This is a genomic window from Butyrivibrio sp. INlla18 (assembly GCF_900103635.1).
Taxonomy (GTDB): domain Bacteria; phylum Bacillota; class Clostridia; order Lachnospirales; family Lachnospiraceae; genus Butyrivibrio.
On record NZ_FMXK01000004.1, the window covers coordinates 95,535 to 110,077 of the forward strand.

The following is a 14,543-nucleotide window of genomic DNA, read 5'->3' on the forward strand; positions in this document are numbered from 1 at the left end:
GTTACTCAGCCTCCTTTTCTTCTTTTTCTGCAATGATCTTATCAGCTGCTTTCTCCTCTTCTGATGAACAGCAGCCCTGCTGGAACTTTGATGTATCCTTACCCTTCTTTTCAAGGTTTGACTTAACCTTGTTCATGATGGCAATAAGGAATGCCAATACAAAGAAAGCACCAGCCTGCTGAACAAAGATGCTGATCGGATGATAGCCTGCAAGGAATGCTCCTACAGGTCCAGGAACCACTGTTCCCTCGCCAAGGATCTGAACATCAAAGGCTGTACCAGCACCGATAAACTCACGGATAAGACCGATTATTGTAATAGCACAAGTAAATCCGATACCCATACCGATTCCATCAAAGAAGGAAGGCACGATTCCATGCTTGCTGGCATAAGCTTCTGCTCTACCAAAGATGATACAGTTAACAACGATAAGAGGAATATAAACTCCAAGAGCGCTGTTAAGAGCTGGCACATAAGCCTGCATCAGAAGCTGAACCAATGTAACGAATGAAGCAATAACAACGATAAATGAAGGAATTCTGACTGTGCCAGGAATAACCTTTCTAAGAGCTGCTATAACTGCATTACTAAGTGATAATACGAATGTTGTTGCAAGGCCCATTCCAAGACCGTTTATTGCTGATGATGTAACCGCAAGTGTTGGGCACATACCGATCATCAGTACTAATGTAGGGTTCTCAGCAATGAGACCGTTAAAAAATCTTTCGGCAGGAGTATCTTTTTTGAACCCCAAAGCGCCAGTTTTTACATCTGCACTCATCACTGTCCTCCTTTCAATACGTCATCAAAATATTTAACTGCTGAGTTTACGCCGTTTGTAACTGCTCTTGATGTAATAGTTGCACCAGAGATGGCCTCGATCTGAGAATTAGGATCTGAGAGCTGACCATTCTTTACAACGGTGTACTGCTGAGCAGCCTTATCTGTGAACTGAGGAACAATGATCTTTTCAGCATTCATTCCAAGTCCAGGAGTCTCAGCGATTGAAATGATTGAAATACCATTGATATTTCCTTCATTTGTGATACCAACTGTATAAACTATGAAATCGCCATAGCCCTTTGATTTAACCTGAATAACGTATCCAAGCTTGTTGCCGCTTGCATCCACAGCCTCTTTTACGCTCTCGATAGATACGCCTGCCGCCTCAGAAGTAGCGCCTGCTGCACCATTTTCATCGATCGCAACGTCGTTAAATGTAGAAGCTGCTGCAAATACTGACTGATTAGCCTTGTCCTGTGCAAGCTTTTCCTGGTAAGCTATAGGCTCTTTTGTTATCTGATATACAAGTCCAAGGAGCACACCAGCCACAAGAGTGATAGCAAAGAGGATAAGGGCGTTTTTAATCATGCTTTTTGTATCGTTCATACTCACTTCGCCTCCTTCTTTGCAGCTTTTCTGATACCAAAGGCTCTAGGAATTGTTACCTTCTCAATAAGTGGAACAAGGAGGTTGCCGATTACGATGGCAAATGAAACACCCTCTGCGTTTGCTCCAAATATACGAAAGATTCCTGTCAAAAGACCTAAGATAAAGCCGTAGATAACTCTTCCCTTAGGAGTGATAGGACATGTTACATAGTCTGTTGCCATGAAGAAAGCACCAAGCATAAGTCCGCCACCTGCAAGGTGTGCAGAAATGTATGACCAGTTAAATCCATATCCACCAAAAAGGCCTACGAAAATAGCAAATGTGATGATGTATGTGAATGGGATCACATAATCGATAACACCGATTGCAAAAAGGATCATTGCTCCAATAGCGATGCAGAGCATTGATGTCTCACCGATAGTACCGCCTGTACGACCAATGAGCATATCCATTACATTTACTTCCACGCCATTTTTGAGGTTGGCAAGAGGAGTTGCTCCTGTGTAAGTATCTGTAACAAAGTTAGTCATAAGGGCTGGGAAAGAAATAACAAGGAAGCACCTACCACCAAGGGCTGGGTTCATGAAATTCTGTCCAAGTCCGCCAAATAACTGTTTTACAAGGATGATTGAGAAGATTCCGCCAAGTATTGGAATCCAAAATGGTACTGTTGATGGAAGATTCATTCCCAGTAAAAGACCTGTAACTACTGCGGAAAGATCTCCGATCGTAATTGGCTTGTGCATCAATTTCTCATAGATAAACTCAGAGAGAACGCAGGAAGCCACTGATAGCAAAAGAATAATCAAAGCATCCAGTCCAAAGTTATAGACACCATAGCCTGCTGCAGGGAGCAGAGCAATAATAACCCAAAACATAATGTTTGAAGTTGTTGTCTTGGCTCTAACATGAGGATTGGATGATACGCTTCTTAAATCACTCATCTAGAAATGTCCCCCTTACTTTTTCCTTTTTCCAAGCTGTATCTTACGCATACCCTTGATCAGCTGAGTAAGCTGTCTCTTAGCTGGGCAGATGTAACTACAGCATCCACATTCACAGCACTCCATTCCGTACATATCAAGGAATGCCCGTTCATTGTTATGTTCAACAGCATCTGCCAGATTCTTTGGAATAAGTCTCTCAGGGCAGACCTCAACGCACCTTGCACAGTTAATGCAGGCTGTTGGCTCAAACTCAGCTACTTCATCCTTGGTAAGGCATGTAAGTGCTGATGCTGTCTTAGTAGTAGGAACATCAAGATCAAAAATAGCAAATCCCATCATAGGACCACCTGAAATGATCTTGGCTGGTTCTGTTCTGAATCCGCCTGCATCATCAAGGAGCTCTCTATAATTGGTTCCTATTCTTACTTTATAGTTTCTAGGATCTGTGATGGCATCACCAGTAATGGTAACGATTCTCTCCATGAGAGGACGTCCCTCTTTTACCGCTCTGCACACAGCACAAAGAGTATCAACGTTGTCTACGATACAGCCTGCATCAGCAGGGAGCATAGATGAGTTGATCTCTCTTCCTGTAACAGCATAAATAAGCATACGCTCAGCGCCCTCAGGATACTTGGTCTTGACGGGCTTAACGCTTATCTTTTCTTCGTCTTTAGTTAATTCTTTGAATTTGGCGATAGCATCAGGCTTGTTGTCCTCAATTGCCAGGATACCTCTGGCATTTGGGAATATGCTGACTGCAATCTTGAGACCTTCTAAAAGAAGCTCTGGTTCTTCGATCATACGTCTATAGTCTGAAGTCAGATAAGGCTCACACTCAGAGCAATTCGCAATGACGTAATCGATCTTGTCTGGCTCTTTTGGAGAGAACTTAACAGCGGTTGGGAAACCTGCACCGCCCATACCAACTACTCCTGCCTCACGAACTGCTGCGATCTTGTCCTCTGCAGTCATCTCTTCGTATGGCTTAGCTGGCTTAAATTCAACCTCTTCATACTTGCCATCGTTTTCTACTATGATACTCTCGCACATAGCACCAGTTGCCAGTCTTCTAGGTTCGATAGACTTAACTGTTCCGGAAACAGTTGCATAGATTGGTGCAGAAACAAAGCCACCTGCTTCTGCGATCTTCTGTCCTGTAAGTACGTGATCCCCCACAGCAACGATAGGCTTTGCCGGTGCCCCGATGTGTTGAGAAATGGGATACACCAGATCGCCCTTTGGTAGCACTGATTTTATGGGCTTATCCTTGGAAAGCTCTTTGCCTTCGTAGGGATGTATGCCGCCCTCAAAAGTACCTCTTGCCATATCCTACCCTTCTTTCATTTTTTAGAATTTTTCCCCTGAAATAGAATTATCCAGAGTGATTTTCCCATAGAAATATTATATATGATTTTCAGCAAAAATGATGATTAAACTTAATTTTTCTGACAATAATATCCCCCTCAAATAATCAGTCAGGTATTTTAGAAAATAGAATTATGATATACTGATAAATGTAGGCGATTTCGGAAAGAGAGAAGATTTTATGATCAAAACTAGCGAAGGTTTGGTTTTCCCAGACGAGCATATTATATACACTCTGCCAAAGCTACTTGACTGTGCACCAGAGGACATATTCTTTATAGATATCGAGACTACAGGTCTTTCACCCAAAAGCTCCGATATTTACCTTATTGGCGTAGCATATTACGACAAGCACAATTGGCATATCTGCCAGTTCTTTGCTGAGAATTCTTCTCAGGAAGAAGAGGTTTTAAAAGCTTTCAGTTCTTTCGTAAAGTCTTTTAAGATAGCAATTCACTTTAATGGAGATAGATTCGACATTCCATTTATTCAGAATAAATTAGAAAAATACGGCCTTGAAGACCCATTTGCAAGCATGAGCTCCCTTGATATCTACAAAGAGATCAAGGATTACAAGAGACAGCTTGGGCTCCTTGATTGTAAGCAAAAGACAATTGAGCTCTATCTCGGAATTCAGCGTGAAGATAAATACGATGGCGGTAAGCTCATCCCTATCTACAAGCAGTACACTAAGTCCAAGGATTCTGAGCTACTTAAACTCCTTATGCTCCATAACTTTGAGGATGTTAAGGGCATGTTTGAGCTACTACCTATGCTCCGCTACAGAGCATTCTTTTTATCATTTTCAAATATGCCAGATATGTCCATCAGAACAGACGCAGAGATTCCTACTTCCGAGGAAGTATTGGATCTTTTGCCTCTCCGCGCTAGGAAAGTTCAGGCTAATTACTACGATGATATAGATGGTCAGCAAAAGACTGAAGTATACATGAAACTATCTTTAAGATATAAGCTTCCTTCATCCCTCTCAGGAAATCTTGATGGGTGCTATTTCAAGATTGAAGGCGACGAAGCTATCCTTAGAGTTCCTCTCTATGAGACAGAGCTTAAGTACTTCTACTCAAATTACAAGGACTACTACTATCTTCCACAAGAGGATACGGCAATTCACAAGTCTATTGCCAGCTTTGTAGATAAGGACTTTAGAGAAAAAGCTACTGCCGAAAACTGCTACACCAAAAAGAAAGGTCAGTACCTAAGAGAATGGGATCTTTGCTTTTCTCCATTCTTTAAAAAGAACTATAGCGACAAAGAGTTTTTCTTTGACCTCAACGACAATATGAAACAAAGCCGCTTTGCCATGAGCTTATATGCTTGTCACGTCATTGCTCATGTCTTAGAACTATAATGTTGATTTCTTAATACAAGAAAGGAGATTTTTTATGGCAAATCTGGAACCAAGAACCAACGAACTAAAAGGCACTGAAACAGAAAAAAACCTTCTTGCAGCTTTTGCTGGTGAGTCTGAAGCAAGAAACAAGTATACCTACTTTGCTTCTAAGGCCAAGAAAGATGGCTATGTTCAGATCAGTAAGCTCTTTGAAGAGACAGCAAATAATGAAAAAGAGCATGCTAAACTCTGGTACAAGATTCTTGCTGGAATTGGCACCACCGCAGAGAACCTCCAGACAGCTGCCGATGGCGAAGGCTATGAATGGAAAGAAATGTATCCTTCTTTTGCAAAAAAAGCTCGTGAAGAGGGCTTCAACGATATAGCAATCCTCTTTGAGAAAGTCGCCGAGATCGAAAAAATGCATGAAGAGCGATATAAAAAACTCCTTGCTAGCGTAGAAGGAAATCTTGTTTTCTCAGACGATGGCGACACTATCTGGGAATGCTCAAACTGTGGCCACATTGTTATCGGTCCTAAAGCTCCTGAAATCTGCCCGGTATGTAATCACCCTCAGGCTTACTTCATGAGAAAAGCTGAAAATTATTGATGTTAAAAAAACCTCTGTCTTACAAAAGACAGAGGTTTTATTTATAACCCTTACCTTGCCGGAGCCCATGTAATTCCGTACATCTGCTCCATAAGCTTTCTGAGTTCATCTTTCATCCTGCTACAAGCTGACGCCTCATCAACAAAATTCATTACCCCAATTTTTTCCTTTTTGTCCTGGAAGAAAACTGACCAGCCATTTTCAGTTTTGGCAAGACATATTCTGTTCTTATGAGCGCCTCCAATCTTGTAAAGTTTGGATGGTACGAGATGTTCTTTAAAGTATTTCTGAAGTTCCTTTGCGTTCATAGTCTCCTCCATTGCGTACAAAAAGTATCGATATATTGAATGTTGTTTTATAAATCATTTCATGTAGTATTGATTACTACATATAATATATCACAATACTATTTCATGTGCAACAACAAAAAAGAGCTCTGCAAATGCAGAGCTCAAAAGCACTTTCAAAAAATGAGCCCTAACCTCCGTCCCTAGGGCTCAAAAATTATTCCCCAATTTCAGCAAGGGCGGCAAGTACAGCACCCTGACCCCATGGGTATGCGCCGTAGGTCTGGTAATGAACGCCGAAGTCGTCGCAGGAACTAAGGGCGTCAAGGACGTCGCCATCCTTGGTGTGAGCGATCATACAATCGCGGGCTTTGGCAAGTTTTTCCTTTAATGGTGGAACCGCTGAATCTGCAAAGATTCCAGCGTTAACACCTCTTGCGATACAGTATGTGATCATGCCAGTTGCAGACATATCGATATGTCCTTCAACAGCCTGCATCTGCCAGCTCCAGCCACCGTCAAATCTCTGGTAATCAAGGGCTATCTCACAGATATTTCTATATATCTCAACTACATCGATATCCTCAGCAATGGCTTCTGCCTTGGTAGGAGCACCTTGTACGCTGGCCTTAGCCTGTACAACTGCTGCCTCAGTAATACCCATAAAGAGCCATCCAAAAGCTCTGCCCCATCCAAGAAGTCCCTTCTTGGTACCTTCTTCCATGGAGTATCCATGGTAGTTAAGTCCTGTTCTCTTATCTATTCCATGATTGTAGAAATTCTTGATTTGCTTGGCTGCGCTAAGTCTTGCCCCAGCACTAATAGAAATATCAGAATCTCCAAAAGCTTCGCCGTAGGCTGCCATAAACATAGAAACCTGTCCAGCGCCATCAGCAAAGATATTTGTTGAATCACGGCCAGGATTGTAGATAACAGAGCCATCATTGTCCCTTGGAGTCTTGGCAATAAAGTCAGCAATCTTATCTGCTGCCTCTTTGTACTTATCTTCCTGTGTGTACTCATAGCTCTTTACAAAGCAGTAACCAGCAAGAGCATCATCTACAAAGTCAATTTTGCCGTCATAATCTCTAAGCCACATATCTGTATGCGCAGAAATGTGGGCCATGATCTCAGGTCTTATGACCCTATCCTTTGCTGCAGACAAAAGTCCCAGCATCAGCATTCCTGAAGGCCAAAATAGTGGATCCTTGGTCCTTACAGATCTTCCCATTACTTTCTTGGCTGTGTCCTTCATCTTGTCGATAAGCGACACATTCATAATGTCATCAAGTTCAGATTCAGCCTTTTTTACTATCTCCTGGTACATTTCATTGAAGCTTTTTTCCATACGAGTCTCCCTCTTTTTGTGACCATAGTCACAAATCTCAATGCCTCACCAACTTCTCACGCAACTTGCCAAAAAGATATTTAAACTCTTCACTCCTGCCGTAAAGAATAAAATAAACTCCGTTAAAGACAACTGTAATGATCACTGCCATGATCAGGAAAGTAAATATATTTAAGTTTGCCAGTACCTTAAGACTTATGAAATGACAAGATAAAAGTACAAATAGCAAACTAGCTATATATTTAAAGGAATCAATAAAGTAGCTGCTGGCGTCCATATCAAAGCAAGCCCTGTAGATGATTATAGGCTTGGTGATATTTGCAATAAGTCCTGACACGATAGTTCCTACGTAGATACCAACAATTCCAAGTGGTGTCTGAACAAGAGCAATTGATAATACAAGGTTAACTGCTCCCTGAATGAGGGCCAGGTACTTATCCTGCTCGAATACGCCTGCTGCCGTCTTGTAGTTACTAAGGACTATTCTGTCGCCCTTGAAGTAATAATCCGTAAGTATGCAGTACACTGCTGCTGGAACCAGCACCCACTTATCGCCGATCCATATCCTGATAAGAGGTGTCAAAAGGATCATGAATCCCACGCAGGAATATCCATAGATCCAGGATGCAAAGAACCTGTAAACCTTGAACATTTCATACTGCTTTTGCTTGGACTCTGTAGCGATCAGATTTCCAAAGCTTGAAATAACCGAGTTAAAAATAATATTTACAAAGTTTGATACTGAGTTAAGGACCAGATTGTAGTTATCTACATATCCAGCCATTTTTACCTGGATAAAAGAAGTAATGATAATGGCATCTGTCTGAAGTCTTGCCACATCACCTACCTTGTGAAAAACTAAGGCCTTGGTCTTGTTCCAGACTTCATCGCTCTCTGCCTTAGCCAGAGGTTCGATGTTCTTTTCCTTAAGAAGCGGATACTTCTTGTCCAGATAAATTGATACAAATACCTTCTGAACCAGCTGCACTGCCGCATCTGTCAAAAGGAAAAGATAAAAGTTCTCTGTTATTACTACTACTGCGATCTGAATACTTACTGTAACGATCTTGGTAATAGTTAAAATATTGGTCTGAATATAGTTCTTTTGTTCAGCATTTACAAGGCTGTACTTGTAGGCTACAAAGTAGCTGCTGACTGTATTAAACAAGAAGATAAGGTAATAAAGTGTGAGATCTCTCTCAGATACATCTCCCGGGTTCTTGGCAAGATACTTAAGGAATGGTACCAGCAAAAGACCTACAACTGCCACAACTGTAGCGATCACGCGATAAGCCTTGCGATACAGCTGCATATAGGATTTGATCTTCTCTTTTTCACCCCTTGCTACAGGACCGTAAAGGCTGAAGTTAAGAGCTGTTCCTATTCCAAGCTCAGCCATGTTCAGGAGAGAAAGAATATTACTGTACATGCTGTTGACGCCAAGAAGGTCTTCGCTTAAGTGCATGATAAAAATGGTACGTAAAGCAAAAGACAAGATCAGCGTAGCAGCCTGCCCAATAAATCCAAATGCTATATTTCTTGTTGCAGATTTAATTCTTCCCATTAAACGATGTTTCCTTGATTATCAATCAATATCCAATCTTTCCAGTATTTATGCATAGTCTCAGGTTCAGCAACCTGATTATTTCTCATCTTAAGAGTACGAACAAGCTCTTTGTCCTCTCTCTTGTTGAGCCTTGCACCCCAGAAGCTAAAGGTTGAATTGGCACAGATGTTGCCCTTACAGTGACTCATGAGCATCAGATCCTGAATGGAATCTTTGCCAATGTTCCAGTCTATTATAGTATATCTGGACTCGTCGCTGTAATTCTCCCTTGCGTATTCATGATCGCTGGTGAAGATATAGAAGTGTGTTGACGGATCCTCTTTGAGGAAATGATTCATAGCACTCTTGTAATACTCATCAGATGCGATGTTTCCAAGTATCTTTACATTTTCAGGAGCAAGATAATCGCCTCTTCTGATATGAACGCTTACTGAAACCTCAGAGTCCATCTTGGCTGCAATAACTTTGTTGCGCTGCTGCAGATCTGGATCTCTGTGGTCAGGAAAGACAAATAACTCTCTAAGCTCAGGCATAATGTCATCATAGTAATACTGACATGCAAAATAGCCTGTAATATACATATCATCCAGCTCGAATACTTCCGGATGATACATCTTGGTCTCTACAAATACCTTAGGATTTGCAGAAGGAGTAAGTCTTAACATATTAGCAACTTTTCCTACTACCTTCTGGAATATATTTCTCTTTAAAAGAGCTGCCTTCTCCTCCTTGGTGCACACCTCATAAGGAAGGTCCTTAAAAAGTGCAAGTTCAAATTCTCTTGGAGCGAGCATGTTCTTTTGAATCTTTGGATCAAACCATGAAAGGTCCAACTTAACTTCTTTTCCAAGTTTTAATAGCTTACGATAAAGTGCATACTGCTGCATTTGGTTTCCCAGGCCGCCTGCGATCTGAATTATTATCATAGTATTTCCCCAATCCCCATTTAGTCTTTAAGCAGTTTCTTTTATCTTGTTATATGCCTTTATTAGTGAATCCGGCTCAGATAGTTCCTGAACTGGAAGGCAATAGTTCTCATAGGTTCCAAAAAGATCTGTGGCAATGCCCTTACTCTTAACTGAATAGCCAATTACAAGTGTTGGAACATTGCTACTGTATGCAGCAATGGTGCTGTGTGTTCTGGCACCTACAAAAAAGCTGCACTTAGCGATATATCCTTTAAGTCCCTCAGCAGGTCTATCTCCAATAAGCGCGATCCTGCCAGTATCCTTAAATGCCTCATAGAGCTCAGTAAGAGGCTTTCTATCATCACTTCCACTCCATACCACATGTGGAATAAGAGCCACAGAATCATCAGTGTTATCAAAGATATACTGAATGAATTTCTTGTAGTTCTCCATGGTGATTCCTGGAGTCTTTTCTTTTTCAATGACCATAGGACTTAAATTTATTCCAATGGTCTTACCCTGTTTAACTACATCTCCATCTGAAACATCAGATGTATCAAGCATAAATGCAGGATCTTTTCTAAGAACCAGCTTGTCAGCTGATATTCCCGCATTCAAAAGTCCATTATATGTGATCGATTCTCTTGCATATATCTTTGAATATGCACACAGGTCCTTGAATAGAACTGGGTCTTTTAGAGAATCAGGCTCTATTGAGCATCCCCAAAGGATTGTCTCAAAGCCTTTTTTCCTAAATACATTGTGAGCAAGGATAAGATCCTGCACCATTTCCGGATAGCAGTAGTTGTCTCCTCCGATAGATACCGCCAATGGCTTCTGGCTCTTATCCCATTCAGGCGCATCCTTCACCATCTGTGAAAAGAGCTTAAAAGCATCCTTAAATCTGTATCTTAAGAAGGACTCTCTGTCTCCTGTGATCTTTCTGTATCCATAGTAGAGAACGTGATCAACAAATACTCTGTCGATGTGTCTTTCTTCTACAAGGGTACAAAGACCTTCTTTTTCTAGATCTCCAAGAGAATACTTTCTGTCCTCTGCCACGCTGTTGGTAACTATGAGAACTGGAAGCTTTGTATCTGCTCCCTGCTTTTCTCTTTCTGCCGCAATGAGTTTAACAGTGCTGTTTGCGATTGCTTCACAGCCATGATTCCCAGAGCCAGCATGCATATATAAAACTATTGGTCTGTTTAGATTCATTTTTTATATCCCCCATAGAGCTTAAGATATAACTTAGGACTGATCCTAAAAAGAAGTACTTTAACCTTGTATCCGGTTGAAAGTCCCGCAAAGGCGCCTCGCACCTTAAGAGCGTGTTCTATCTGGTCCCCAACTCTCATGATAACAAGGTTTGTGATATCAGCATCTCTCTGATCTTCAGGCACTACGGCTAGCTTACCAGCTACCAAAAGAGCTGTCATGATCTGGGAGGCAGCTACGCTCACAAAAGCATAATGTGAAATGTGCTCTGCTACTGGAAGAAGCCTATCTTCTGCCTCTTTCCAGCACACAAGCTGATCCATGTAACTTTCCTTAAATGCCCTGTTCATGGCACTTGCTTCGTTTTCTTCGTAGTTATACCCATTTCCGGATATGAGGCGTATAGTACGCTCTTTTCCCTGTAAAAGAGCTATATCAAGCATGAAGAGAAGATCCTCTCCAATAGATAGTCCTTCCTTGAACATCACATGGCCGTCTCTAAGAGTCTGTCTCTTAAAGAGCTTACCCCATACGTGGGTGTTCTTGTTAAGGATAGAATTCTCAATGTACTGATAGCCGCTTATCTTACTGCTGCTAGCATAGCTATCTGTCTCATCAACTATCACAGTGGCTTCATCAAGGTATCTTAGCATATCCTCTGCAAAAGACTCCCATATAGTATCATCTGCATCCACAAAGGTAATGTAATCACCTTCTGCCATCTCAAGTCCGATATTCCTAGCATGGGATACACCAAAGTTTCTGGTGTGCTTGACCTTGATGCGACCATGCTGGTCTTTGGCTGCAAGCGCATCACACAGGTCGCTACTACCGTCAGTTGAGCCATCATCTACAAGTATTACTTCCAGTTCCTTCTCAAGAAGGTCCTTTTGGGCAAGACAAGACTGGACACATCTCTCCAGAGTGTCCTTAGCCTCATAAACTGGAATTATAATACTTAATACTCTGTCCATTCTTCCCTTTCCACACCTGAAACTGTGTCGAAGCCATATTTCTCAGCATAGAACTGATTGATCCAGAAATGATAATCCTCATCAAGATCAGACTGATATGCAAATGAGAATCTGTTATCCCACTGTGGTCTTAACTTTGGTGCATATACGTCTATCTCTCCCTTATCTGCAAGCTCCTGCAGATAAGCATCTCTTTCATTAAACTCTCTCTTGATCCTAGCAAGATTAGCTCCATTTTCGATATATGAGAACATCAAGATCAAAAGAGCTACTACTACCGCAGATGTTACAGCTGTCTGCTGCATTACAAATGCTAGTCCCTTTTCCTGATCAGAAGCACTTCCTGACAAGAGCTTAGTGTTAGCAAAGATAGCCACACCATTTGCTACAGCAATCATAAGGAAAAGACCTGCTCCATAGTATGTTCTGATCTGAGATGATGGAACAGCTATAAGAGCAAATGCAGTAGCAAGTGCAATAAATCCAAAGAATCTCATGGTTCTAGTCATCTCCATGAACTTTCTCTTATCTACTGCTACATAAGCTACGAAAATAATGAGCACTACAAACATTACTGTAAGAACAAGGTAGTTTTCCTTGATATTAAGAACGATCTTTAAAAATCTAGCCATAAGAGCCATAAATCCTGTGTGCTCTTCGTCTGCACCTTCTGCTCTTGAGTAGTTACCAGGAGATGCGATCATGAAGGCAAATCCAATAAGGTTAGCTACTAAAGAGATCACCATCCAAGGCTTAAGGAACTTAAAGCTCTTGTTATTCTGAAGCCACTTATAGGCAAGGAGAATAACTGTAACAAGAATAACTCCGCCAGATGTATTCTCATTGCACCAGCCAGCTAAAAGTCCAAGTAATGCAAGCTTTATCATAAGTCCTATAGAATTTTCTGACTCAAGCTTCAAGTGCTTTCTAAATAAAGTCACATATCCAAGTACGATGGTTCCTGTAAAGAGATAGTTACATGCTCCAGTCTCCCAGAAAACTGTGTTACTGATGGCTGGATCAAAGAACCATAAAAAGCAAAGGATAACGCCGTAGATCCTGATGTCGTATTTTTCTCTAGAATCAACATTTAAGTAGATAAGGGTTGATTCCAAAGTAAATACAAGGGCCGCCACAATATCAAAGATTACCTTGTTGCCGCTAAACAAAAAGAATCTAAGGATTATATGAGCTACATTTCTGCCACTGTGATGGAGATAATGATCATATTCCTGTCCAAAGAGATCAAATATGTTTTTGGCACCTGAAACAACGCCTCCATAGAAGATGTCATCAGACATAACAGGTGTCAGATACTCATAAACAGCCACCATTATGAAGGTTATAAATGCCATTAAGAAAAAGATATTTTTCTTAGTTTTGTTCTGAATCATTTCTTTCTCCTCGATGTAAGATAAAGTCTCCCAAATAAACAGCTAGTATTGGAAGAAGCATATTCCTACCAATATATCTTGAAACAAATGTAGCTTCGATAACTGTGTATACCCCAAGAGATAAGATAAGTATCAAAGTCCATGCGTCACGTCTTTTGAGGCACAGATAAATAAATACAAATGTAAGTATGACTATAAGTGCGCCAGGAATGATGCCATACCAGTAAAAGATCCTGACCCATCCCATATCAAACATCTCTTCACTAAGGTTATCTGAGAAAAGCTTCCAGGAAATAAGAGCTCCGCCGTGTCTCTCACTACCTCTGTAAAGGTTCTGTATTCTGTTATTTAACATATCATCAAATCTTGTAAGCTTGATCTGATAATCTGTATCCATGTGAAATCTAGGTATCTCGCTTACAGCTGCTGCCCATACTGAAAAAGCTACTGCTGCCACTGGTGTAACAAGGGAAGTCAAAATATATGGGAACCTGAGCTTTCCAAGTACAGGAATGTATCTAACGATAAAGGCAATAGCAAGTGTACCCATAAATATCATTACGCTGGTTCTGGAAGATGTAAGCTTGTAGGTGCCCCAGATAGCGGCAAATGCTATTACGTACTGGTAGAGCTTAGCTTTTTTGCCATAGAGCCATATCCACAAAAGCTCCAGGGCATAAACGCAACCTGCCAGCGTATTTGGATGTCCAAAGCCAAATACATATCTCTTTTCATCCTCTATCTCTCTGCCATAATCAGTGATGATAGCTACATCTCCAAGGATTCCTGTAACGGATAACAGCACTATCACTGCAAAGCCAATGGCTGAAAAATAGAAGTAATATTTCATGATCTTTTTTAGATCGATATCTCTAAGTGCAAAGACATAATAGGAAAATCTAAGGAGCTCATTTCTACCTGTGATCCTATAACAAACAAAGGTAAATACTGTAACTAAGGCAATGGCGATCCACTCTTTTTTGTTATGCTCCATCAAAAGAACTGCTGCCAAGGTAAAAAGAAATGTAACCCTGAAAACATGGCTGATATAAGGAATAGAAACTTCACTTTTTTCAAGGACCATGAAAAACAGTTCTAAAGTAATGGCAAGATATACCAGTACTTCCGCTGTCTTTTTCCTATTCTCTTTTGAAAACATGTCTAATAATTTTTCCATAA

14 protein-coding genes are annotated in these 14,543 nt (G+C 41.0%); 2 read left to right on the forward strand and 12 right to left on the reverse strand.

The genetic code is table 11. From position 1 onward, the window contains the following. Nucleotide 1: 1 nt before the first annotated feature. The 4 genes from rsxE to rsxC are packed head-to-tail and all read right to left on the reverse strand — an operon-like array spanning nucleotide 2 to nucleotide 3,668. Nucleotides 2-781: an electron transport complex subunit RsxE gene (gene rsxE / locus BLS24_RS01825; RefSeq protein WP_071177012.1), complete on the reverse strand. Its 780-nt coding sequence runs from the start codon at nucleotides 779-781 to the stop codon at nucleotides 2-4. Next, on the reverse strand, nucleotides 781-1,389 hold the full coding sequence (locus tag BLS24_RS01830; protein WP_091755597.1) for an RnfABCDGE type electron transport complex subunit G: 609 nt from the start codon (nucleotides 1,387-1,389) through the stop codon (nucleotides 781-783). The genes rsxE and BLS24_RS01830 overlap by 1 nt, the downstream gene beginning before the upstream one ends. Before the next feature lie 2 nt (nucleotides 1,390-1,391). Next, nucleotides 1,392-2,336, reverse strand: coding sequence for an RnfABCDGE type electron transport complex subunit D (locus BLS24_RS01835; RefSeq protein WP_091755599.1), 945 nt, complete (start codon nucleotides 2,334-2,336; stop codon nucleotides 1,392-1,394). 15 nt (nucleotides 2,337-2,351) lie between these two features. Next, nucleotides 2,352-3,668, reverse strand: a complete 1,317-nt coding sequence (gene rsxC / locus BLS24_RS01840; protein ID WP_091755601.1) for an electron transport complex subunit RsxC — start codon at nucleotides 3,666-3,668, stop codon at nucleotides 2,352-2,354. Between the two features lie 220 nt (nucleotides 3,669-3,888). Between rsxC and BLS24_RS01845 the strand changes: the two genes are divergently transcribed. After that, on the forward strand, nucleotides 3,889-5,076 hold the full coding sequence (locus tag BLS24_RS01845) for a ribonuclease H-like domain-containing protein (protein ID WP_091755603.1): 1,188 nt from the start codon (nucleotides 3,889-3,891) through the stop codon (nucleotides 5,074-5,076). A 34-nt stretch (nucleotides 5,077-5,110) separates the two neighbouring features. After that, entirely contained in the window at nucleotides 5,111-5,668 is a 558-nt protein-coding gene (gene rbr, locus BLS24_RS01850; protein ID WP_091755605.1) for a rubrerythrin, read from the forward strand. A gap of 50 nt (nucleotides 5,669-5,718) precedes the next feature. Here the strand turns inward: rbr and BLS24_RS01855 are convergent, their stop codons facing one another. The 8 genes from BLS24_RS01855 to BLS24_RS01890 all read right to left on the reverse strand — a co-directional run bounded on the left by BLS24_RS01855 (nucleotide 5,719) and on the right by BLS24_RS01890 (nucleotide 14,541). Beyond that, the gene (locus BLS24_RS01855; protein ID WP_071177017.1) at nucleotides 5,719-5,976 is read right to left on the reverse strand and encodes a hypothetical protein; all 258 of its coding nucleotides are present in this window, start codon (nucleotides 5,974-5,976) and stop codon (nucleotides 5,719-5,721) included. Nucleotides 5,977-6,172: 196 nt separating this feature from the next. After that, complete coding sequence (locus BLS24_RS01860; RefSeq protein ID WP_091755607.1) at nucleotides 6,173-7,303, reverse strand: glycoside hydrolase family 88 protein; 1,131 nt, start codon at nucleotides 7,301-7,303, stop codon at nucleotides 6,173-6,175. A 37-nt stretch (nucleotides 7,304-7,340) separates the two neighbouring features. Further along, entirely contained in the window at nucleotides 7,341-8,867 is a 1,527-nt protein-coding gene (locus BLS24_RS01865) for a lipopolysaccharide biosynthesis protein (RefSeq protein WP_091755609.1), read from the reverse strand. Further along, a complete protein-coding gene (locus BLS24_RS01870; protein WP_091755612.1) occupies nucleotides 8,867-9,796 on the reverse strand; it encodes an alpha-1,2-fucosyltransferase in 930 nt (309 codons plus the stop codon). Before BLS24_RS01870 ends, BLS24_RS01865 begins: the two co-directional genes overlap by 1 nt. Nucleotides 9,797-9,823: 27 nt before the next feature. After that, nucleotides 9,824-10,996: a polysaccharide pyruvyl transferase family protein gene (locus BLS24_RS01875; protein ID WP_091755615.1), complete on the reverse strand. Its 1,173-nt coding sequence runs from the start codon at nucleotides 10,994-10,996 to the stop codon at nucleotides 9,824-9,826. Continuing rightward, nucleotides 10,993-11,970 carry a glycosyltransferase family 2 protein gene (locus BLS24_RS01880; RefSeq protein ID WP_091755617.1) on the reverse strand — a complete coding sequence of 326 codons (978 nt, stop codon included), beginning with the start codon at nucleotides 11,968-11,970 and terminating at the stop codon, nucleotides 10,993-10,995. Before BLS24_RS01880 ends, BLS24_RS01875 begins: the two co-directional genes overlap by 4 nt. Further along, the gene (locus tag BLS24_RS01885) at nucleotides 11,955-13,364 is read right to left on the reverse strand and encodes a DUF3329 domain-containing protein (protein WP_091755619.1); all 1,410 of its coding nucleotides are present in this window, start codon (nucleotides 13,362-13,364) and stop codon (nucleotides 11,955-11,957) included. Before BLS24_RS01885 ends, BLS24_RS01880 begins: the two co-directional genes overlap by 16 nt. Then, entirely contained in the window at nucleotides 13,345-14,541 is a 1,197-nt protein-coding gene (locus BLS24_RS01890) for a hypothetical protein (protein ID WP_091755621.1), read from the reverse strand. Before BLS24_RS01890 ends, BLS24_RS01885 begins: the two co-directional genes overlap by 20 nt. Nucleotides 14,542-14,543 lie beyond the last annotated feature (2 nt).

Coding starts and splice junctions, on each gene's coding strand:
- rsxE (WP_071177012.1), bottom strand. CDS start 781: ATGAGTGCAGATGTAAAAACTGGCGCTTTGGGGTTCAAAAAAGATACT.
- BLS24_RS01830 (WP_091755597.1), bottom strand. CDS start 1,389: ATGAACGATACAAAAAGCATGATTAAAAACGCCCTTATCCTCTTTGCT.
- BLS24_RS01835 (WP_091755599.1), bottom strand. CDS start 2,336: ATGAGTGATTTAAGAAGCGTATCATCCAATCCTCATGTTAGAGCCAAG.
- rsxC (WP_091755601.1), bottom strand. CDS start 3,668: ATGGCAAGAGGTACTTTTGAGGGCGGCATACATCCCTACGAAGGCAAA.
- BLS24_RS01845 (WP_091755603.1), top strand. CDS start 3,889: ATGATCAAAACTAGCGAAGGTTTGGTTTTCCCAGACGAGCATATTATA.
- rbr (WP_091755605.1), top strand. CDS start 5,111: ATGGCAAATCTGGAACCAAGAACCAACGAACTAAAAGGCACTGAAACA.
- BLS24_RS01855 (WP_071177017.1), bottom strand. CDS start 5,976: ATGAACGCAAAGGAACTTCAGAAATACTTTAAAGAACATCTCGTACCA.
- BLS24_RS01860 (WP_091755607.1), bottom strand. CDS start 7,303: ATGGAAAAAAGCTTCAATGAAATGTACCAGGAGATAGTAAAAAAGGCT.
- BLS24_RS01865 (WP_091755609.1), bottom strand. CDS start 8,867: ATGGGAAGAATTAAATCTGCAACAAGAAATATAGCATTTGGATTTATT.
- BLS24_RS01870 (WP_091755612.1), bottom strand. CDS start 9,796: ATGATAATAATTCAGATCGCAGGCGGCCTGGGAAACCAAATGCAGCAG.
- BLS24_RS01875 (WP_091755615.1), bottom strand. CDS start 10,996: ATGAATCTAAACAGACCAATAGTTTTATATATGCATGCTGGCTCTGGG.
- BLS24_RS01880 (WP_091755617.1), bottom strand. CDS start 11,970: ATGGACAGAGTATTAAGTATTATAATTCCAGTTTATGAGGCTAAGGAC.
- BLS24_RS01885 (WP_091755619.1), bottom strand. CDS start 13,364: ATGATTCAGAACAAAACTAAGAAAAATATCTTTTTCTTAATGGCATTT.
- BLS24_RS01890 (WP_091755621.1), bottom strand. CDS start 14,541: ATGGAAAAATTATTAGACATGTTTTCAAAAGAGAATAGGAAAAAGACA.